Origin of the sequence: Methylobacillus sp. MM3 (assembly GCF_001645185.1) — a bacterium.
Classification (GTDB): domain Bacteria; phylum Pseudomonadota; class Gammaproteobacteria; order Burkholderiales; family Methylophilaceae; genus MM2.
In genome coordinates, this window is the sequence record NZ_LXTQ01000020.1 from 299071 (window position 1) to 318843 (window position 19773).

Consider the following 19773-nt stretch of genomic DNA (forward strand, 5'->3'; position numbering starts at 1 on the left):
ATACAAATGGCTCTGTCCAAAGCAGAAATTCTCGACGCAATCGCTAGCATGACGGTTCTGGATCTGTCCGAACTGATCAAGGAAATGGAAGAAAAGTTCGGCGTGTCCGCTGCCGCTGCCGCTGTGTCCGTCGCAGCTGCTCCGGCTGCTGCCGCTGCTGCTGTTGAAGAAAAGACCGAATTCGACGTCATCCTGACCGGTGCCGGCGACAACAAGGTCAACGTCATCAAGGCCGTTCGCGAACTGACCAGCCTGGGTCTGAAGGAAGCCAAGGATCTGGTTGACGGCGCTCCGAAGGCAATCAAGGAAGGCGTGTCCAAGGCTGATGCTGACGCTGCTGCCAAGAAGCTGATCGAAGCCGGCGCTACCGTCGAAGTCAAGTAATAGAAGTTTGCTGTAAAAGGCTGGCGGGAAACCGCCAGCCTTCACCATTTTCAGAGGCCAGAAGACAGGGAATCGCACGTTTTCTGTCTTTTGCCCTCTAAAGCCCAGTGGAGAGACCATGAGCTATTCCTTTACCGAAAAGAAACGTTTACGCAAAAGCTTCGCCAAACGTGACAGTGTGCAGGAAGTCCCGTACCTGTTGGCGATGCAGCTGGAGTCTTATGCCAGCTTCCTCCAAGCCGAAGTTCCGCAGGATAAGCGCAAGAACGATGGTTTGCAGGCGACGTTCAGTTCGGTGTTCCCGATTGTCAGCCATTCCGGCAACGCACGTCTCGACTACGTGAGCTACAACCTCGGCGATGCGCCGTTCGATGTCAAGGAATGCCAACAGCGCGGCCTGACCTTCGCTGCGCCGCTGCGCGTCAAGGTGCGTCTGACCATCATGGACAGGGAAGCTTCGAAGCCCACCGTGAAAGAAGTCAAGGAGCAGGAAGTCTACATGGGCGAACTGCCGCTGATGACCGAGAATGGCTCGTTCATCATCAACGGTACCGAGCGCGTCATCGTGTCCCAGTTGCATCGCAGCCCGGGCGTGTTCTTCGAGCACGATCGCGGCAAGACTCATTCGTCCGGCAAGCTGCTGTTCTCCGCACGCATCATTCCTTACCGCGGTTCCTGGCTGGATTTTGAATTCGATCCCAAGGACTATCTGTACTTCCGCGTCGACCGCCGCCGCAAGATGCCGGTGACGATATTGCTGAAGGCGTTGGGCTACACCCCCGACCAGATCCTCGAAACGTTCTACGATGTGGACAATTTCCACATCGCCAAGAAGGGCGTCCAGTTTGAGCTGGTGCCCGAGCGCTTACGCGGCGAAGTTGCCAAGTTCGACATCGTCGACAAGGAAGGCAAGCCTATCGTCACGAAGGATAAGCGCATCACCATCAAGCATATCCGCGACATGGAAAAGGCCGGTATCAGCAAGATAGCCGTGCCGGAAGAGTTTATGCTCGGCCGCACCATTGCCGATAACATTATCGACAAGGAAAGCGGCGAAGTCGTAGCCAACGCCAACGATGAGATCACTGAATCTCTGCTCGAGAAGCTGCGCGATGCCGGCGTGACCAAGATCACGACGCTGTATGCGAATGACCTCGACCACGGCGACTATATTTCCCAGACGCTGCGCATCGACGAAATCCCGGATCAATATGCCGCTCGCGTTGCGATCTATCGCATGATGCGTCCTGGCGAGCCGCCGACCGAAGAGGCGGTGGAGGCACTGTTCGACGGCCTGTTCTTCAATGACGAGCGTTATGACCTGTCCGATGTCGGCCGCATGAAGTTCAACCGCCGTGCCTATCCAGAAAAAATTGAGGATCGCACCGCAGGCTGGCTTAAGCGCTTCTATGAAAAGGTCGGCCCACAAGGCGCCGAGGGCAAGCCCACGCTGTCCAATGAAGACATCCTGGCCGTCATCGGCGTGCTGGTCGAACTGCGCAACGGCCGTGGTGAAATCGACGATATCGATCACCTCGGTAACCGTCGCGTGCGTTCCGTCGGCGAATTGGCGGAAAACCAGTTCCGCGCCGGTCTGGTGCGTGTTGAACGCGCCGTGAAGGAGCGCCTGTCGCAAGCGGAATCCGAAAATCTGATGCCGCATGACCTGATCAACGCCAAGCCGGTCTCCAGCGCGATCCGCGAATTCTTCGGCTCGTCGCAGCTGTCCCAGTTCATGGACCAGACCAATCCGCTGTCCGAGATCACCCACAAGCGTCGTGTTTCGGCCCTTGGCCCAGGCGGTTTGACCCGTGAGCGCGCCGGCTTCGAGGTGCGCGACGTACACCCGACGCACTACGGTCGCGTGTGCCCGATTGAAACGCCGGAAGGTCCGAACATCGGCCTGATCAACTCGCTGGCGCTGTACTCGCGCACCAACGAATACGGCTTCATGGAAACGCCGTACCGCCGTGTCGAGAACGACAAGGTCACCGACAAGATCGACTTCCTGTCCGCGATCGAGGAAAGCCAGTACGTGATCGCCCAGGCCAATTCGGACCTGGACAAGAATGGCCAGTTCACCGACGACCTGATCTCCGCACGTCACCATAACGAATTCACGATGTCCACTGCGGACCGCATCCAGTACATGGACGTGGCTCCGGGTCAGATCGTGTCCGTTGCGGCTTCGCTGATTCCATTCCTGGAACACGACGACGCGAACCGTGCCTTGATGGGCGCCAACATGCAACGTCAGGCCGTGCCTTGTCTGCGTGCCGAAAAGGCCGTGGTTGGTACCGGCATTGAGCGTACCGTGGCAGTCGACTCCGGCACCACTGTGCAAGCGCTGCGTGGCGGCTTGGTTGATTACGTCGACGCTGGCCGTATCGTGGTGCGTGTGCACGATGCCGAAGCCGCTGCTGGCGAAGTCGGTGTGGACATCTACAACCTGACCAAGTACACCCGTTCCAACCAGAACACCAATATCAATCAGCGTCCGCTGGTCAAGGTGGGCGACGTGATTGCTCGCGGCGACGTGATTGCCGACGGTGCTTCGACCGACATGGGCGAGCTGGCGCTGGGCCAGAACATGCTGGTCGCATTCATGCCGTGGAACGGTTATAACTTCGAAGACTCGATTTTGATTTCCGAGCGCGTGGTTGCCGACGACCGCTACACTTCGATCCATATCGAAGAGTTGTCCGTGGTCGCTCGCGACACCAAGCTGGGTGCCGAAGAAATCACCCGTGACATCTCCAACCTGTCCGAGCGCATGCTCGGTCGTCTGGACGAATCCGGCATCATCTACATCGGCGCTGAAGTCGAAGCGGGCGATGTGCTGGTCGGTAAGGTAACCCCCAAGGGTGAAACTCAGCTGACCCCGGAAGAAAAACTGCTCCGCGCGATTTTCGGCGAGAAGGCTTCCGACGTTAAGGACACAAGCTTGCGCGTGCCGTCCGGCATGTCCGGCACGGTGATCGACGTGCAGGTGTTCACCCGCGAAGGCATCGAGCGCGATGTGCGTGCGCAGCAGATCATCGACGACCAGCTGGGCCACTACAAGCAGGATCTGGCCGACCAGATGCGTATCGTGGAAGACGACGCATTCGGCCGTATCCGTCGCCTGCTGGAAGGCAAGGTTGCCAACGGCGGTCCGAAAAAGCTGAAGAAGGGTGAAACCCTCAACGCTGAATATCTGGACGGCGTGGCGCGCCATGACTGGTTCGATATCCGCCTGGCCGACGAAGAAGCCGCGCGCCAGCTTGAACAGCAGAAGGACAGCCTGGCTCAGGCACGCGTTGAATTCGATCATCGCTTCGAAGAGAAGAAGCGCAAGCTGACCCAGGGCGACGAATTGCCGCCGGGCGTGCAGAAGATGGTCAAGGTCTACCTGGCCGTGAAGCGTCGTATCCAGCCTGGCGATAAGATGGCCGGCCGTCACGGTAACAAGGGTGTGGTCTCCAAGATCGTGCCGGTGGAAGACATGCCGCACATGGCCGACGGTACCCCAATGGATATCGTGCTCAACCCGCTCGGCGTGCCGTCGCGGATGAATATCGGTCAGATTCTGGAGGTGCATTTGGGCTGGGCAGCCAAGGGCTTGGGCCTGCGCATCGAAGAGATGCTGGCAGCACAAACCAAGACCAATGAACTGCGCAAATTCCTGGAAAGCATCTACAACGATGCAGGAAAGGCCGAAGACATCAAGTCGTTGACGGATAGCGAAGTATTGGAATTGAGCCAAAATCTGAAGGCCGGCGTGCCGTTCGCGACACCGGTGTTTGACGGTGCAACCGAAGCTGATATTCGCGCCATGCTCGATCTGGCATTCCCGGACGATGATCCGCGTACCAAGCAACTGCAGTTCTCAGCCGGCAAGACGCAAGTCAAGCTGTTCGATGGCCGCAGTGGCGAAGCTTTTGAGCGTCCGGTTACCGTGGGTTATATGCATGTGCTGAAGCTGCACCATTTGGTCGACGACAAGATGCACGCCCGTTCCACCGGCCCGTACTCGCTGGTGACCCAGCAGCCGTTGGGCGGTAAGGCTCAGTTCGGTGGTCAGCGCTTCGGTGAAATGGAAGTGTGGGCACTGGAGGCTTATGGCGCTTCCTACACCCTGCAGGAAATGCTCACCGTCAAATCCGACGACGTTTCCGGCCGTACCAAGGTCTACGAAAACATCGTCAAGGGCGAACACAAGATCGATGCCGGCATGCCGGAATCCTTCAACGTGTTGGTGAAGGAAATCCGCTCGCTCGCTATCGACATCGACCTGGACCGTAATTAAGGAGAATCGCGTGAAAGCATTACTCGATCTATTCAAGCAAGTAACTCAGGAAGAAGAATTCGACGCGATCAAGATTGCGTTGGCTTCTCCCGAGAAGATTCGTTCCTGGTCCTACGGCGAAGTCAAAAAGCCGGAAACCATCAACTATCGTACGTTCAAGCCGGAACGCGACGGCCTGTTCTGCTCGAAGATTTTCGGGCCGATCAAGGACTACGAGTGCCTGTGCGGCAAGTACAAGCGCCTGAAGCACCGCGGCGTGATCTGCGAAAAGTGCGGCGTCGAAGTGACATTGTCCAAAGTGCGTCGCGAACGCATGGGCCATATCGAACTGGCCTCGCCGGTTGCACACATCTGGTTCCTGAAGTCCCTGCCCAGCCGTCTGGGCATGGTGCTCGATATCGCGTTGCGCGACATCGAGCGCGTACTGTACTTCGAAGCATTCATCGTCATCGATCCGGGTATGACCCCGCTCAACCGTTGCCAGCTGCTGACGGAAGACGACTACCTGGCCAAGGTGGAAGAATACGGCGACGAGTTCAGCGCTCTGATGGGTGCCGAAGGCGTACGCGAACTGCTGCGCACCATGGACCTGCACAGCGAAGTGGAAAAGCTGCGTCGCGAGCTGTCCGAAACCGGTTCTGAAGCCAAGATTAAGAAGATCGCCAAGCGCCTCAAGGTGCTGGAAGCCTTCCAGAAGTCCGGCATCAAGCCGGAATGGATGATCCTGGAAGTGCTGCCGGTGCTGCCGCCGGAACTGCGTCCGCTGGTTCCGCTGGACGGCGGCCGCTTTGCGACCTCCGACCTGAACGATCTGTATCGTCGCGTCATTAACCGTAATAACCGTTTGAAGCGCCTGCTCGAACTGAAGGCGCCGGAAATCATCGTGCGCAACGAAAAGCGCATGCTGCAGGAATCCGTGGATTCGCTGCTGGACAACGGCCGCCGCGGTAAGGCGATGACGGGCGCCAATAAGCGTCCGCTGAAGTCGCTCGCCGACATGATCAAGGGCAAGGGTGGTCGTTTCCGTCAAAACCTTCTGGGTAAGCGCGTCGACTATTCCGGCCGTTCCGTGATCGTGGTGGGTCCGACGCTCAAGCTGCACCAGTGCGGCCTGCCGAAGAAAATGGCGCTGGAGCTATTCAAGCCTTTCATCTTCCACAAGCTGGAAGTGCTGGGCCTGGCGACGACCATCAAAGCCGCCAAAAAGAAGGTGGAAGAAGAAGGGCCGGAAGTGTGGGACATCCTCGAGGATGTCATCCGCGAGCATCCGGTGCTGCTCAACCGCGCACCGACGCTGCACCGCCTCGGTATCCAGGCATTCGAGCCGGTTCTGATCGAAGGCAAGGCCATCCAGTTGCATCCGCTGGTTTGCGCGGCGTTCAACGCCGACTTCGACGGTGACCAGATGGCCGTTCACGTGCCGTTGTCGCTGGAAGCGCAGATGGAAGCCCGTACACTGATGCTGGCCTCCAACAACGTGCTGTCGCCTGCCAACGGCGAACCGATCATCGTGCCGTCGCAGGACATCGTGCTGGGTCTGTACTACATGACCCGCGAAAAGCTGCGCGCCAAGGGCGAAGGCATGCGTTTCACGAACATCGCCGAAGTGCAGCGCGCTTATCAGCTCGGCCACGTCGATATGCACGCTCGCATCACGGTGCGCATCAAGGAATTTGATGTCAGCGAAGACGGCGAAAAGACCGAGAAGATGACACGCTACGAAACGACCGTCGGTCGCTCGCTGCTGTCGGAAATTCTTCCGCCGGGCCTGCCGTTCAGCAACATCGATCGCGCGCTGAAGAAGAAGGAAATCTCCAAGCTGATCAACGCCAGCTTCCGCAAGGTCGGCATCCGCGAAACGGTGATTTTCGCCGACAAGCTGATGTACACCGGTTACAGCTATGCAACTCGTGCGGGTATCTCCATCAGCATCAACGACATGCTGGTTCCGCCCGAGAAGGAAGAGCTGATTGCCGCCGCTGAAGGCGAAGTGAAGGAAATCGAAGACCAGTATGTTTCCGGCCTGGTGACCCAGGGCGAACGCTACAACAAGGTGGTCGACATCTGGGGCCGCGCTGGCGACAAGGTGGCCGAGGCCATGATGAAGCAGCTGCGCGAAGAGCCGGTGCTGGACGATGACGGCAAGGTGATGAAGGACGAATCCGGCAAGGAACTGCGCCAGGAGTCTTTCAACGCGATTTACATGATGGCCGACTCCGGCGCCCGGGGCTCTGCTGCCCAGGTGCGTCAGCTGGCCGGTATGCGCGGCCTGATGGCAAAGCCGGATGGCTCCATTATTGAAACGCCGATTACCGCGAATTTCCGCGATGGTCTGAACGTGTTGCAGTACTTTATCTCGACCCACGGTGCTCGTAAAGGCCTGGCCGATACCGCGCTGAAGACCGCCAACTCCGGTTACCTGACCCGTCGTCTGGTCGACGTGACGCAGGATCTGGTTGTGACCGAAGACGATTGCGGCACGGTCGAAGGCCTGGTTACCAAGGCATTGGTCAAGGGCGGTGAAGTCGTTGAACCGTTGCGCGATCGCATCCTCGGCCGCGTATCCGCGCTGGACATCATCCATCCGGAAACCCAGGAAGTGGTCATTCCTGCGGCAACTCTGCTGACCGAAGACGAAGTGGATCTGATCGATTCGCTGGGCATCGACGAAGTCAAGGTGCGTACCGCACTGACCTGCGATACCCGTTACGGCATTTGCGCCAAGTGCTACGGTCGAGATCTCGGCCGCGGCAAACTGATCAGTATCGGTGAAGCGGTCGGGGTGATCGCTGCGCAGTCAATCGGCGAACCTGGTACCCAGCTGACCATGCGTACCTTCCACATTGGTGGCGCGGTATCGCGTGCAGCTTCCGTGAGCCAGGTCGAGTCCAAGTCCAACGGTGTGGTGCGTTTCACCTCCACGATGCGTTATGTGACCAATGCGCGCAACGAGCAGGTTGTCATCTCCCGCAATGGCGAAGCCATGGTGCAGGATGAAAACGGCCGCGAACGCGAGCGTCACAAGGTGCCGTACGGCGCGACGCTGCAAGTCACCGACGGCAAGCAGGTCAAGGCTGGCCAAGCGCTGGCTACATGGGATCCGCACACCCGTCCGATCATTACCGAGTACGCGGGTCGCGTGAAGTTCGAGAACGTCGAAGAAGGCGTGACCGTAGCCAAGCAGATCGACGAAGTGACCGGTCTGTCTTCGCTGGTCGTCATCGATCCGAAACAACGGGGCGGACAATCGAAGGGCCTGCGTCCTCAAGTCAAATTGCTTGACGAGAATGGTGTTGAGGTCAAGGTGGCAGGCAGCGACCTGTCGGTGAACATCACCTTCCAGATCGGCTGCATCATCACCGTGAAGGACGGTCAGGATGTGGGCGTCGGTGAAGTGCTGGCCCGTATTCCGCAGGAATCCTCCAAGACCCGCGACATTACCGGGGGTCTGCCGCGCGTGGCTGAACTGTTCGAAGCACGTTCGCCGAAGGATGCCGGCATGCTGGCGGAAATCACCGGCACGCTGTCGTTCGGCAAGGATACCAAGGGCAAGCAACGTCTGGTCATTACCGACCTTGACGGTGTTGCGCACGAGTTCCTGATTCCGAAGGACAAGCACGTGACCGTCCATGACGGTCAGGTGGTGACCAAGGGCGAAACCATTGTCGACGGTCCGGCAGAGCCGCAGGATATCCTGCGCCTGCAAGGCCGCGAAGCGCTGGCACGTTACATCATCGACGAAGTGCAGGACGTTTACCGCCTGCAAGGCGTGAAGATCAACGACAAGCACATCGAAGTGATCGTGCGTCAGATGCTGCGCCGCGTTCGCGTGACCGATGCTGGCGACACCAACTTCATCCTGGGTGAGCAGGTGGAACGTGCCGATCTGCTGGCAGAAAACGAACGCGTGCTGGCAGCAGACAAGGACAAGCGTCCGGCCAGCTTCGAGTACGTGCTGCTCGGTATTACCAAGGCTTCGCTGTCTACGGATTCCTTCATCTCCGCGGCTTCCTTCCAGGAAACCACGCGCGTGCTGACCGAAGCGGCCATCCTTGGCAAGCGCGACGATCTGCGCGGTCTGAAGGAAAACGTGATTGTCGGTCGCTTGATTCCGGCCGGTACCGGTCTGGCATATCACGACACACGCAAGCGTCAGGGTGCCGGCGTCGATGCTGGTTCCAGCGTGATCGTGGAGTCCGATGCCGTCGCGGAAACTCCGTCGCAGGAAACCGAAGGTGATGCCAAGGTTGCTTGACAACACCTTGACTAGAAAATAGAATGCTGTGTTTTTCGGGATGGCGGGATTCGCCGTCCCGTACTTTTTAGGGATTACAGAATATGCCAACGATCAATCAGTTGGTGCGCAAGCCGCGCCAAAAGGTGGTAACGAAGAGCAAAGTGCCTGCGCTGGAAGCATGTCCGCAGAAGCGCGGCGTTTGCACTCGCGTCTATACCACCACCCCGAAGAAGCCTAACTCCGCGCTGCGTAAGGTGGCCAAGGTGCGCCTGACCAACGGTTACGAGGTCATCAGCTACATCGGCGGTGAAGGCCATAACCTGCAGGAGCACTCCGTGGTACTGCTGCGCGGCGGCCGTGTGAAGGACTTGCCTGGTGTGCGTTACCACATGGTGCGCGGCAGCCTGGATACCGCCGGCGTCAAGGATCGTAAGCAGTCGCGCTCCAAGTACGGCGCAAAGCGTCCTAAAGCTGCGTAATTTTTGAGATTAGGAATCGAGATAAACCATGCCAAGACGTAGAGAAGTCCCCAAGCGCAATATTCTTCCCGACCCGAAATTCGGTAGCCAGGAAGTTTCCAAGTTCGTTAACGTGCTGATGACCGGCGGCAAGAAGTCCGTCGCGGAAAGCATTCTGTACGGCGCGCTGGCTCAAGTTGAACAAAAGAGCGGCAAGAACCCGCTGGAAGTGTTTACCACTGCCATCAGTAATCTGCGCCCTGTCGTTGAAGTCAAGAGCCGCCGTGTCGGTGGTGCGAACTATCAGGTGCCGGTCGAAGTGCGTCCGGTTCGCCGTACTGCGCTGGCCATGCGTTGGCTGCGTGATGCTGCGCGCAAGCGTGGCGAAAAGTCGATGGGCCTGCGTCTGGCTGCTGAGCTGGTCGAAGCTTCCGAAGGTCGCGGCGCCGCCATGAAGAAGCGTGAAGAAGTGCACCGTATGGCGGAAGCCAACAAAGCCTTCTCGCATTTCCGCTTCTAATTCAACAGATTTAAGTAAAAGGTATTCGCTGTGGCTCGCAAAACCCCCATTGAACGTTACCGTAACATCGGCATCAGTGCGCACATCGACGCTGGTAAAACTACCACCACCGAACGCATTCTTTTTTATACCGGTGTGAACCACAAGATCGGCGAAGTGCATGATGGCGCTGCGACGATGGACTGGATGGAGCAGGAGCAAGAACGCGGCATTACCATTACTTCTGCTGCGACCACCTGCTTCTGGAAGGGTATGGATCTGTCCTTCCCGGAACATCGCTTCAATATCATCGACACCCCGGGTCACGTGGACTTCACCATTGAGGTGGAGCGCTCCATGCGTGTGCTGGACGGTGCGTGCATGGTTTATTGTGCCGTCGGCGGTGTGCAGCCGCAGTCTGAAACGGTGTGGCGCCAGGCCAACAAGTACAAGGTGCCCCGTCTGGCATTCGTGAACAAGATGGACCGTACCGGCGCCAACTTCTTCAAGGTTGTCGACCAGATGAAGTCGCGCCTGAAGGCAAATCCGGTGCCGATCGTAATCCCAATTGGCGCTGAAGATACCTTCCAGGGCGTTGTTGATCTGCTCAAGATGAAGGCTGTCATTTGGGACGAAGCATCCCAGGGCATGAAGTTTGAGTACGGTGAAGTTCCTGCGGATCTGGTCGAGCTGGCCAAGAAGTGGCGCGAGAACATGGTTGAGGCGGCTGCGGAAGCCTCCGAATATCTGATGAACAAGTATCTGGAAAATGGCGAACTGACCGAAGAAGAAATCATTCTGGGTCTGCGCACGCGTACTATCGCGACTGAAATCCAGCCGATGCTGTGTGGTTCCGCATTCAAGAACAAGGGTGTGCAGCGCATGCTGGACGCGGTTGTGCAGCTGCTGCCTTCCCCGGTGGATATTCCCGACGTCAAGGGTGAAACCGAAGTCGGTGAGCCAACTACCCGTAAGGCGGATGACAAGGAAAACTTTTCCGCGCTGGCGTTCAAGCTGATGACCGACCCGTTCGTCGGCCAGTTGACTTTTGTACGCGTGTATTCCGGCGTGCTGAAGAAGGGCGACACCATTTACAACTCGGTCAAGGGTCGCAAGGAGCGTATCGGCCGTATCGTGCAGATGCACGCAAATGACCGTCAGGAAGTGGACGAGATTCTTGCCGGTGACATCGCTGCATGTATCGGTTTGAAGGATGTGACCACGGGCGAGACGCTGTGTGACTCCGACAAGCCCATCATCCTTGAGCGCATGGTGTTCCCTGAGCCCGTGATTCACGTCGCGGTAGAGCCGAAGACCAAGGCTGACCAGGAAAAGATGGGTATTGCGCTGGGCCGTCTGGCACAGGAAGATCCGTCTTTCCGCGTGCGTACCGATGAAGAAACCAATCAGACCATCATTTCCGGTATGGGCGAGCTGCACCTGGAAATTCTGGTAGACCGTATGCGTCGCGAATTTGGCGTCGAAGCCAACGTGGGTGCGCCGCAAGTGGCATACCGCGAAGCGATCAAGAAGAAAGTTGAAGTTGAAGGCAAGTTCGTCAAACAGTCCGGTGGTAAGGGTCAGTTCGGTCACGTGTGGATCACCATGGAGCCCAGCGAACCCGGTAAGGGCTTCGAGTTCGTTGATTCCATCAAGGGGGGTACCGTGCCGCGCGAATTTATCCCGGCAGTTGAAAAAGGTCTGCGCGAAACCATCCCGAACGGCATTCTGGCCGGCTTCCCGGTGGTGGACGTGAAGGTAACCCTGTTCGACGGTTCTTACCACGATGTTGACTCCAACGAAAACGCCTTCAAGATGGCGGCTTCGATGGCATTCAAGGATGGTATGCGCAAGGCGGATCCAATTCTGCTGGAGCCTATCATGGCGGTTGAAGTTGAAACCCCTGAAGACTACATGGGTGACGTGATGGGTGACTTGTCTTCCCGTCGTGGCGTTATCCAGGGCATGGACGATATGGCAGGCGGCGGCAAGGCAATCCGTGCCGAAGTGCCGCTGTCGGAAATGTTCGGCTACTCCACGACGGTTCGTTCGCTGTCCCAGGGCCGCGCGACCTACTCGATGGAATTCAAGCATTACTCCGAAGCCCCGCGTAACGTGGCTGACGCGATCATCAACAAGAAATAGTAAGTTATTAATAGAGGAAAACAATCATGGCAAAAGGCAAATTTGAGCGTACCAAGCCGCACGTGAACGTGGGGACGATTGGACACGTTGACCACGGCAAGACGACGCTGACGGCGGCGATCACCACGATACTGTCGAAGAAGTTTGGCGGCGAAGCCAAGGCCTACGACCAGATCGACGCAGCGCCGGAAGAAAAGGCGCGCGGCATCACCATCAACACCGCCCACGTGGAATACGAAACGGCCAACCGCCACTACGCCCACGTTGACTGCCCCGGCCACGCCGACTACGTCAAGAACATGATCACCGGCGCCGCACAAATGGACGGCGCCATCCTGGTGGTGTCCGCGGCTGACGGTCCCATGCCGCAGACCCGCGAGCACATCCTGCTCGCCCGTCAGGTGGGCGTACCGTACATCATCGTCTTCATGAACAAGGCCGACATGGTCGACGACGCCGAACTGCTCGAACTCGTCGAAATGGAAGTGCGCGAACTGCTCAGCAAGTACGACTTCCCGGGCGACGACATCCCCATCGTCAAGGGCTCCGCCCTGAAGGCGCTGGAAGGCGACCAGTCCGAGATCGGCGAACCCGCCATCCTCAAGCTGGCCGAAGCCCTGGACTCCTACATCCCCACCCCGGAACGCGCCATCGACGGCACCTTCCTGATGCCGGTGGAAGACGTATTCTCCATCTCCGGCCGCGGCACCGTGGTGACCGGTCGCGTTGAACGCGGCATCATCAAGGTCGGCGAAGAAATCGAAATCGTCGGCATCAAGCCCACCCTGAAGACCACCTGCACCGGCGTGGAAATGTTCCGCAAGCTGCTCGACCAGGGTCAGGCCGGCGACAACGTCGGCGTGCTGCTGCGCGGCACCAAGCGTGAAGAAGTCGAACGCGGCCAGGTGCTGGCCAAGCCCGGCTCCATCACCCCGCACACCAAGTTCGCCGCCGAGATCTACGTGCTGGGCAAGGACGAAGGCGGCCGCCACACCCCGTTCTTCAACGGCTACCGTCCGCAGTTCTACTTCCGTACCACCGACGTGACCGGCGCGGTTGAACTGCCGGCCGGCACCGAAATGGTGATGCCTGGCGACAACGTCTCCATTACGGTTGCGCTGATTGCGCCGATCGCGATGGAAGACGGTCTGCGCTTCGCGATCCGCGAAGGCGGCCGTACCGTCGGCGCCGGCGTCGTTGCCAAGGTCATCGAGTAATCGATAAGAACAGGGCGGCAGGTTTCGGCTTGCCGCTCTTTCGCTCTTTATGCAGTTCGCTCTTTAAGGAAATTACAATGGCAGCTCAAAAAATCCGTATCCGCCTGAAGGCATTTGACTATCGTCTGATCGATCAGTCGGCCCTGGAAATTGTTGAAACCGCCAAGCGCACCGGTGCTGTGGTCAAGGGTCCGGTACCGCTGCCGACCCGTATCGAACGTTTCGACATCCTGCGTTCGCCGCACGTCAACAAGACCTCTCGCGACCAGTTCGAAATCCGCACCCATCAGCGTCTGATGGACATCGTGGACCCGACCGACAAGACAGTCGACGCGCTGATGAAGCTGGATCTTCCGGCTGGCGTCGATGTGGAAATCAAGCTGTAACAAAAGAATTACGCTGTAAGTTGTAATTTGGTAAGGGCTCGGATATAATCCGGCCCTTTCTCACGGGCTGGTCAATTGTAATCAGCCCTTTAATTATTATAAGGAACCGATCATGAGCTTAGGGCTTGTAGGTCGCAAGGTGGGCATGACCCGCGTATTTACCGATGAAGGCGAAAGCATTCCGGTAACTGTGCTGGAAATCACGCCTAATCGTGTGACACAGATCAAATCGCCGGATACCGATGGTTATTCGGCACTTCAGGTCGCGCATGGCACTCGTCGTGCCAGCCGTGTTACCAAGGCTCTGGCTGGGCATTATGCCAAGGCTGGCGTGGTGGCAGGCAGCGGCATCAAGGAATTCACAGTAGGTCAGGACGCACTGTCCAACTACACTGTCGGCGGCGAAATCACCGTTGAAATCTTCGAGGCGGGGCAAAAGGTCGATGTGACCGGTACCTCCATCGGTAAGGGTTTCGCGGGTTCGATCAAGCGCCACAACTTCAGCTCCAATCGTGCCAGTCACGGTAACTCCCGTTCGCACAACTCTCCTGGCTCCATCGGTATGGCGCAGGATCCGGGCCGTGTGTTCCCGGGTAAGCGCATGGCCGGCCATCTGGGCGCAGTCAAGACGACCGTTCAGAATCTGGTGGTTGTTCGTGTTGACCGCGATCGCAATCTGCTGCTGATCAAGGGTGCTGTTCCCGGCTCCAAGGGTGGCGATGTCGTGGTTCGTCCGAGCGTGAAGGCAGGTGCATGATGGAACTTAAACTGATCGATAAAAACGGCAAGACTGCCAAGGGCGGTGTTGAAGTGTCCGAAGCGACCTTCGGTCGCGAATTCAATGAGGCGCTGGTACATCAGGTCGTCACGGCCTACATGGCCAACGCCCGTGTTGCAACGCGTGCCCAGAAGGGTCGCGACACTGTTAGCCACACCACGCACAAGCCCTGGAACCAAAAGGGTACCGGCCGTGCGCGTTCCGGTATGTCCTCCAGCCCGATCTGGCGCGGAGGTGGTCGTGCATTCCCGAATAGCCCGGATGAAAACTATAGCCACAAGGTCAATCGCAAGATGTACCGTGCCGGCATGCGTTCCATTCTGTCCGAGCTGGTTCGTCAGGATCGCCTGGCTGTAGTTGATGAATTCAGTATCGAAGCACCGAAGACCAAGCTGTTTGCCGAAAAGATCAAGAGCATGGGCTGCGGAGATTCCGTCATGGTGGTGACCGACGGCTTCGATGAAAACCTGTATCTGTCCTCGCGTAACCTGCCGCATGTGCTGGTCGTTGAGGCTCAATACGCAGATCCGGTCAGTCTTGTTCACTTCCCGAAGGTGATCGTGACCAAGAACGCGGTCAAGAAACTCGAGGAGATCCTGGCATGAGCGCGATCCAGAATCAAGAGCGTCTGCTGCAAGTCATTCTTGCTCCGCAGATCACCGAAAAGGCAACTCATATTGCCGACAAGAACCAGCAGATCGCATTCAAGGTGCGTACCGATGCAAGCAAGCCGGAAATCAAGGCGGCTGTCGAGCTGGTGTTCAAGGTTGAAGTGCAAGGTGTGACCGTGGTTAACGTCAAGGGCAAGACCAAGCGTGCTGGCCGTACAGTTGGCCACCGCAAGGATTGGAAGAAGGCTTATGTGAGCCTGAAGCCCGGTCAAGAAATCAACTTTGCAGCGGGCGAATAGGAGTAGAACATGGCACTGATCAAAGTCAAGCCGACTTCCCCAGGTCGACGCGCCGTCGTCAAGGTCGTTAATCCCGACCTGCACAAGGGCAAGCCCTACGCGCCGCTGCTGGAGAAGCAAAGCAAGAACGCTGGCCGTAACAACAACGGCCGTATTACGACTCGTCACCAGGGTGGCGGTCACAAGCAACATTATCGTATCGTCGATTTCCGTCGCAACAAGGACGGTATTCCGGCCAAGGTTGAGCGTCTGGAATACGATCCGAACCGTAGCGCGCATCTCGCTCTGCTGTGCTATGCGGATGGCGAACGTCGCTACATTATCGCCCCGCGTGGCGTCGTAGTCGGTACTCAGCTGATCAGTGGCTCGGAAGCCCCGATCAGGGCTGGCAACGCATTGCCGCTGCGCAACATTCCGGTCGGTAGCACGATTCACTGCATCGAGTTGCTTCCTGGCAAGGGTGCGCAAGTAGCCCGCTCAGCAGGCACTTCGGTGCAACTGCTGGCGCGTGAAGGCAGCTACGCTCAATTGCGTTTGCGTTCCGGCGAAGTTCGCCGCGTTCACGTGGATTGCAAGGCAACCATCGGTGAAGTCGGCAATGAAGAGCATTCGCTGCGCTCCATCGGCAAGGCCGGTGCGGTTCGTTGGCGTGGTGTACGCCCGACGGTTCGCGGTGTTGTGATGAATCCGGTTGATCACCCGCACGGTGGTGGTGAAGGTAAAACAGCTGCCGGTATGAACCCGGTCAGCCCGTGGGGTACACCTACCAAGGGTTACCGTACCCGTAACAACAAGCGTACCGACAACATGCGTGTCAGCCGCCGTCCGTCGAATAAGAGGTAATCAATATGGCTCGTTCAATCAAAAAGGGTCCGTTTGTCGACGGTCATCTGATGAAGAAGGTCGAGGCTGCTCACGCTGCCAAGGATCGTCGCCCGATCAAAACCTGGTCGCGTCGTTCTACCATTCTTCCGGATTTCATCGGTCTGACGATTGCGATTCACAATGGCAAGCAGCATGTTCCTGTGCTGGTTTCGGAAAACATGGTTGGCCACAAGCTCGGCGAATTCGCATTGACCCGTACGTTCAAGGGTCATGCCGCCGACAAGAAGGCTAAGAAGTAGGAGCATGACGATGCAAGTATCCGCAATGCTGAGAGGCGTGCACCTGTCGCCGCAAAAAGCCCGTCTGGTAGCCGACCTGGTGCGTGGCAAGAAAGTCGATAATGCGTTGAGCATTCTGACCTTCTGCCCGAAAAAAGGCGCAGACATCATCAAGAAGGTGGTGGAATCCGCAATCGCCAATGCCGAGCACAACGAAGGTGCCGACATCGACGAACTGAAGGTGACCTCCATCTATGTCGACAAGGGTCTGGTATTGAAGCGTATCCGCGCTCGTGCCAAGGGCCGTGCCGGCCGTATTATCAAGCCGACCTGTCACATTACCGTGACAGTGGGCAACTAAAGGAACCGCCATGGGACAGAAAATTCATCCGTTTGGATTCCGCCTGAGCGTCCAGAAGAACTGGTCTTCGCGCTGGTATTCCTCGAGCAAGAACTTCCCTTCGATGCTCAATAGCGACATCAAGGTGCGTTCCTTTTTGAAACAGAAACTGGCACATGCCGCCGTGAGCAAGATTGTGATCGAGCGTCCGGCACGCAATGCCAAGATCACCATTTATAGCGCACGTCCTGGCATCGTGATCGGCAAGAAGGGTGAGGATATCGAATCCTTGCGCTCCAGCCTGCAAGGCATGATGGGTGTTCCGGTTCACCTGAACATCGAAGAAGTTCGCAAGCCTGAGCTGGATGCGACGCTGATCGCTGAAAGCATTGCGCAGCAACTGGAAAAGCGCGTGATGTTCCGCCGCGCCATGAAGCGCGCGATGCAGAATGCAATGCGCCTTGGCGCTCAAGGCATCAAGATCATGAGCGCTGGCCGTCTGAATGGTATCGAAATCGCTCGTACCGAGTGGTATCGCGAAGGCCGCGTGCCTCTGCATACCCTTCGTGCAGACATCGATTACGGTGTTGCCGAAGCCAAAACTACCTACGGTATTATTGGCATCAAGGTATGGGTATTCAAGGGTGAGGTGCTTGGTAGCAAGGCAGAACAGCCTGCCGTGACTGCCGAGCCTGAAAAGCGAGTAAGAAAGCCGGGAGCGAAAAATGCTGCAGCCAGCTAGACAGAAATTCCGCAAACAGCAAAAAGGCCGTAACAAAGGTATCGCCACCACCGGCAACAAGGTGAGTTTCGGCGAATTCGGCCTCAAGGCAATTGGTCGTGGTCGACTGACTGCACGTCAGATTGAGGCGGCGCGTCGTGTCATGACCCGCCACATCAAGCGTGGTGGTCGCGTCTGGATCCGTATTTTCCCGGACAAGCCGATTTCCAAGAAGCCTGCTGAAGTGCGTATGGGTAACGGTAAGGGTAGTCCCGAGTACTTCGTCGCGGAAATCCAACCGGGCAAGATGTTGTACGAAATGGACGGCGTCAGCGAAGTGCTGGCCCGTGAGGCGTTCCGTCTGGCTGCTGCCAAGCTGCCGATCGAAACGACCTTCGCCACTCGCCACATGGGGAGCTGAGAATGAAAGCAGTTGAATTAAGAGCGAAGTCGGTAGACGAGCTGAATAACGAGCTGATCGAGTTGCGTCGTGCGCAGTTTTCGCTGCGCATGCAACTGGCAACCCAACAGCTGACCAAAGTAGACCAGATGGGCAAAGTGCGCCGCGACATCGCCCGCGTTCGTACCGTCCTGGCCGAAAAAGCCAGACAAGCCTAATACGGAGTGAATATGGGTACCGAAGCAAATCAAACTGACAAGGTTGTGCGTAGCATGAGCGGTCGCGTTGTCAGCGACAAGATGGATAAAACCGTCACCGTGCTCGTCGAACGCAAAGTGAAGCATCCGCTGATCGGCAAGGTTATTCGCCGTTCCAAGAAGTTTCATGCGCATGACGAAAATAACGAATGCCATGAAGGCGACCTGGTTGTGATCGAAGAAAGCCGTCCGCTCTCCAAGACCAAGACCTGGCGCGTAAGCAAGATCGTTGAGAAAGCATCACCCGTATAATTCGCTTGCTTGCAGTAACAAAGCAAGATAGAATTCTACGTTTTTCGGCGCCCATATAGCTGGCGCCCCAATACTGACCGTGGGCTTGCCGGCCGCGACGCATTGCGGCCGGTGTTGGTTTAACGGATTAAGTTGGAGATTATTTCATGATTCAAATGCAATCCCGGCTTGAAGTCGCCGACAACACTGGTGCGCGTTCTGTAATGTGCATCAAGGTGATTGGCGGTTCCAAGCGTCGTTATGCCGGCATCGGCGACATCATCAAGGTCAGCATCAAGGATGCGGCTCCGCGTGGCCGCGTCAAGAAGGGCGAGGTCTATAGCGCCGTCGTGGTTCGCACCACGAAGGGTGTTCGTCGTCCGGACGGTTCGCTGGTCAAGTTCGACGGCAATGCCGCCGTGCTGCTCAATAACAAGCTGGAGCCGATCGGCACCCGTATTTTCGGGCCCGTGACGCGTGAGCTTCGCGGCGAACGCTTCATGAAGATCGTTTCGCTGGCCCCGGAAGTGCTGTAAGGAGACTGGGATGAACAAGATTCGCAAGGGTGACGAAGTGGTCGTCACGACAGGCAAGGACAGCGGTAAGCGCGGTACCGTTCTGCGCGTGCTAAGCACCGATCAGGTGGTGGTTGAGGGTGTTGGCATCGTGAAGAAGCATGCCAAGCCCAATCCGATGAAGGGTGTGACCGGCGGTATTATCGAGAAGGAAATGCCGATTCACGTTTCCAATGTCGCGCTGTTTAATCGTGCTACGCAAAAGGGCGACCGCGTCGGTTTCAAGACGCTGGAAGACGGCCGCAAGGTGCGCGTATTCAAGTCCAACGGCGAAGTCGTTGACGCATAAGGGTGAATCATGGCTCGTTTGAAAGATTTTTATAAAGATACGGTCATCAAGGGTTTGATGGACCAGTTCGGTTACAAGTCCGTTATGGAAGTGCCGCGCATTCAGAAAATCACGCTCAACATGGGCGTAGGTGAGGCGGTTGCCGACAAGAAGGTCATGGAAAACGCAGTGGGCGACATGCAGAAGATTGCTGGCCAGAAGCCAGTGGTAACGCTGTCCCGCAAGTCCATTGCAGGTTTCAAGATTCGTGACGGTTATCCGGTCGGCTGCAAGGTAACGCTGCGCCAGGATCACATGTACGAATTTCTGGACCGCCTCATTACCGTTGCAATTCCTCGCATTCGTGACTTCCGCGGTATTTCCGGCAAGTCGTTCGATGGTCGCGGCAATTACAACATGGGTGTTCGCGAACAGATCATCTTCCCCGAAATCGATTACGACAAGGTGGATGCATTGCGCGGAATGAATATCACGATCACTACCACTGCGAAGACTGACGAAGAGGCGCGTGCGCTGCTCTCCGCATTCAGTTTTCCGTTTAGAAACTGAGGGTGC

The 19773-nt window shown here is 57.3% G+C and carries 21 protein-coding genes; all 21 read left to right on the top strand.

Features of this window, described 5'->3' with window-relative positions:
* Nucleotides 1-6: 6 nt before the first annotated feature.
* The 21 genes from rplL to rplE all read left to right on the top strand — a co-directional run bounded on the left by rplL (nt 7) and on the right by rplE (nt 19767).
* The gene (rplL, locus tag A7976_RS08390; protein WP_067110013.1) at nt 7-384 is read left to right on the top strand and encodes a 50S ribosomal protein L7/L12; all 378 of its coding nucleotides are present in this window, start codon (nt 7-9) and stop codon (nt 382-384) included.
* A gap of 118 nt (nt 385-502) precedes the next feature.
* Nucleotides 503-4672 carry a DNA-directed RNA polymerase subunit beta gene (gene rpoB / locus A7976_RS08395; protein WP_067110016.1) on the top strand — a complete coding sequence of 1390 codons (4170 nt, stop codon included), beginning with the start codon at nt 503-505 and terminating at the stop codon, nt 4670-4672.
* Nucleotides 4673-4682: 10 nt separating this feature from the next.
* A complete protein-coding gene (rpoC, locus tag A7976_RS08400; protein WP_067110018.1) occupies nt 4683-8927 on the top strand; it encodes a DNA-directed RNA polymerase subunit beta' in 4245 nt (1414 codons plus the stop codon).
* An 83-nt stretch (nt 8928-9010) separates the two neighbouring features.
* The gene (rpsL, locus tag A7976_RS08405; RefSeq protein ID WP_067110021.1) at nt 9011-9388 is read left to right on the top strand and encodes a 30S ribosomal protein S12; all 378 of its coding nucleotides are present in this window, start codon (nt 9011-9013) and stop codon (nt 9386-9388) included.
* Nucleotides 9389-9416: 28 nt separating this feature from the next.
* Entirely contained in the window at nt 9417-9887 is a 471-nt protein-coding gene (gene rpsG, locus A7976_RS08410) for a 30S ribosomal protein S7 (protein WP_067110024.1), read from the top strand.
* A 30-nt stretch (nt 9888-9917) separates the two neighbouring features.
* Nucleotides 9918-12011 (top strand): elongation factor G, encoded by a 2094-nt coding sequence (fusA, locus tag A7976_RS08415; protein WP_067110027.1) that lies wholly within the window; start codon nt 9918-9920, stop codon nt 12009-12011.
* Nucleotides 12012-12037: 26 nt separating this feature from the next.
* Nucleotides 12038-13228, top strand: a complete 1191-nt coding sequence (gene tuf / locus A7976_RS08420) for an elongation factor Tu (RefSeq protein ID WP_067109995.1) — start codon at nt 12038-12040, stop codon at nt 13226-13228.
* 77 nt (nt 13229-13305) lie between these two features.
* Entirely contained in the window at nt 13306-13614 is a 309-nt protein-coding gene (gene rpsJ, locus A7976_RS08425) for a 30S ribosomal protein S10 (RefSeq protein WP_011478646.1), read from the top strand.
* Between the two features lie 112 nt (nt 13615-13726).
* On the top strand, nt 13727-14371 hold the full coding sequence (gene rplC, locus A7976_RS08430; RefSeq protein ID WP_067110030.1) for a 50S ribosomal protein L3: 645 nt from the start codon (nt 13727-13729) through the stop codon (nt 14369-14371).
* A complete protein-coding gene (gene rplD / locus A7976_RS08435; protein WP_067110283.1) occupies nt 14371-14997 on the top strand; it encodes a 50S ribosomal protein L4 in 627 nt (208 codons plus the stop codon). Before rplC ends, rplD begins: the two co-directional genes overlap by 1 nt.
* Nucleotides 14994-15302 (top strand): 50S ribosomal protein L23, encoded by a 309-nt coding sequence (gene rplW, locus A7976_RS08440; protein WP_067110033.1) that lies wholly within the window; start codon nt 14994-14996, stop codon nt 15300-15302. The genes rplD and rplW overlap by 4 nt, the downstream gene beginning before the upstream one ends.
* A 9-nt stretch (nt 15303-15311) precedes the next feature.
* Entirely contained in the window at nt 15312-16145 is an 834-nt protein-coding gene (gene rplB / locus A7976_RS08445; RefSeq protein ID WP_067110036.1) for a 50S ribosomal protein L2, read from the top strand.
* Nucleotides 16146-16150: 5 nt separating this feature from the next.
* Nucleotides 16151-16426: a 30S ribosomal protein S19 gene (gene rpsS, locus A7976_RS08450; protein WP_067110039.1), complete on the top strand. Its 276-nt coding sequence runs from the start codon at nt 16151-16153 to the stop codon at nt 16424-16426.
* Nucleotides 16427-16436: 10 nt separating this feature from the next.
* The gene (gene rplV / locus A7976_RS08455) at nt 16437-16766 is read left to right on the top strand and encodes a 50S ribosomal protein L22 (RefSeq protein ID WP_067110042.1); all 330 of its coding nucleotides are present in this window, start codon (nt 16437-16439) and stop codon (nt 16764-16766) included.
* A 10-nt stretch (nt 16767-16776) separates the two neighbouring features.
* Nucleotides 16777-17487, top strand: coding sequence for a 30S ribosomal protein S3 (rpsC, locus tag A7976_RS08460; RefSeq protein ID WP_067110046.1), 711 nt, complete (start codon nt 16777-16779; stop codon nt 17485-17487).
* Nucleotides 17471-17887 carry a 50S ribosomal protein L16 gene (rplP, locus tag A7976_RS08465; RefSeq protein WP_067110049.1) on the top strand — a complete coding sequence of 139 codons (417 nt, stop codon included), beginning with the start codon at nt 17471-17473 and terminating at the stop codon, nt 17885-17887. Before rpsC ends, rplP begins: the two co-directional genes overlap by 17 nt.
* Before the next feature lie 2 nt (nt 17888-17889).
* On the top strand, nt 17890-18084 hold the full coding sequence (rpmC, locus tag A7976_RS08470) for a 50S ribosomal protein L29 (RefSeq protein ID WP_067110052.1): 195 nt from the start codon (nt 17890-17892) through the stop codon (nt 18082-18084).
* Between the two features lie 12 nt (nt 18085-18096).
* Nucleotides 18097-18375: a 30S ribosomal protein S17 gene (rpsQ, locus tag A7976_RS08475; protein WP_067110055.1), complete on the top strand. Its 279-nt coding sequence runs from the start codon at nt 18097-18099 to the stop codon at nt 18373-18375.
* Between the two features lie 146 nt (nt 18376-18521).
* Nucleotides 18522-18890 (top strand): 50S ribosomal protein L14, encoded by a 369-nt coding sequence (gene rplN, locus A7976_RS08480; protein WP_067110058.1) that lies wholly within the window; start codon nt 18522-18524, stop codon nt 18888-18890.
* A gap of 10 nt (nt 18891-18900) precedes the next feature.
* Nucleotides 18901-19218: a 50S ribosomal protein L24 gene (rplX, locus tag A7976_RS08485; RefSeq protein WP_067110061.1), complete on the top strand. Its 318-nt coding sequence runs from the start codon at nt 18901-18903 to the stop codon at nt 19216-19218.
* 9 nt (nt 19219-19227) lie between these two features.
* Entirely contained in the window at nt 19228-19767 is a 540-nt protein-coding gene (rplE, locus tag A7976_RS08490) for a 50S ribosomal protein L5 (protein WP_067110063.1), read from the top strand.
* Nucleotides 19768-19773: the final 6 nt, after the last annotated feature.

What these genes read in the sequence shown, in the direction of transcription:
- rpsL (WP_067110021.1), top strand. Translation starts at nt 9,011, where the DNA reads ATGCCAACGATCAATCAGTTGGTGCGCAAGCCGCGCCAAAAGGTGGTA.
- tuf (WP_067109995.1), top strand. Translation starts at nt 12,038, where the DNA reads ATGGCAAAAGGCAAATTTGAGCGTACCAAGCCGCACGTGAACGTGGGG.
- rplB (WP_067110036.1), top strand. Translation starts at nt 15,312, where the DNA reads ATGGCACTGATCAAAGTCAAGCCGACTTCCCCAGGTCGACGCGCCGTC.
- rplW (WP_067110033.1), top strand. Translation starts at nt 14,994, where the DNA reads ATGAGCGCGATCCAGAATCAAGAGCGTCTGCTGCAAGTCATTCTTGCT.
- rplD (WP_067110283.1), top strand. Translation starts at nt 14,371, where the DNA reads ATGGAACTTAAACTGATCGATAAAAACGGCAAGACTGCCAAGGGCGGT.
- rpsC (WP_067110046.1), top strand. Translation starts at nt 16,777, where the DNA reads ATGGGACAGAAAATTCATCCGTTTGGATTCCGCCTGAGCGTCCAGAAG.
- rplN (WP_067110058.1), top strand. Translation starts at nt 18,522, where the DNA reads ATGATTCAAATGCAATCCCGGCTTGAAGTCGCCGACAACACTGGTGCG.
- rplV (WP_067110042.1), top strand. Translation starts at nt 16,437, where the DNA reads ATGCAAGTATCCGCAATGCTGAGAGGCGTGCACCTGTCGCCGCAAAAA.
- rplL (WP_067110013.1), top strand. Translation starts at nt 7, where the DNA reads ATGGCTCTGTCCAAAGCAGAAATTCTCGACGCAATCGCTAGCATGACG.
- rplP (WP_067110049.1), top strand. Translation starts at nt 17,471, where the DNA reads ATGCTGCAGCCAGCTAGACAGAAATTCCGCAAACAGCAAAAAGGCCGT.
- rpsG (WP_067110024.1), top strand. Translation starts at nt 9,417, where the DNA reads ATGCCAAGACGTAGAGAAGTCCCCAAGCGCAATATTCTTCCCGACCCG.
- rplX (WP_067110061.1), top strand. Translation starts at nt 18,901, where the DNA reads ATGAACAAGATTCGCAAGGGTGACGAAGTGGTCGTCACGACAGGCAAG.
- rpsQ (WP_067110055.1), top strand. Translation starts at nt 18,097, where the DNA reads ATGGGTACCGAAGCAAATCAAACTGACAAGGTTGTGCGTAGCATGAGC.
- rpsS (WP_067110039.1), top strand. Translation starts at nt 16,151, where the DNA reads ATGGCTCGTTCAATCAAAAAGGGTCCGTTTGTCGACGGTCATCTGATG.
- rpmC (WP_067110052.1), top strand. Translation starts at nt 17,890, where the DNA reads ATGAAAGCAGTTGAATTAAGAGCGAAGTCGGTAGACGAGCTGAATAAC.
- rplE (WP_067110063.1), top strand. Translation starts at nt 19,228, where the DNA reads ATGGCTCGTTTGAAAGATTTTTATAAAGATACGGTCATCAAGGGTTTG.
- rpoB (WP_067110016.1), top strand. Translation starts at nt 503, where the DNA reads ATGAGCTATTCCTTTACCGAAAAGAAACGTTTACGCAAAAGCTTCGCC.
- rplC (WP_067110030.1), top strand. Translation starts at nt 13,727, where the DNA reads ATGAGCTTAGGGCTTGTAGGTCGCAAGGTGGGCATGACCCGCGTATTT.
- rpsJ (WP_011478646.1), top strand. Translation starts at nt 13,306, where the DNA reads ATGGCAGCTCAAAAAATCCGTATCCGCCTGAAGGCATTTGACTATCGT.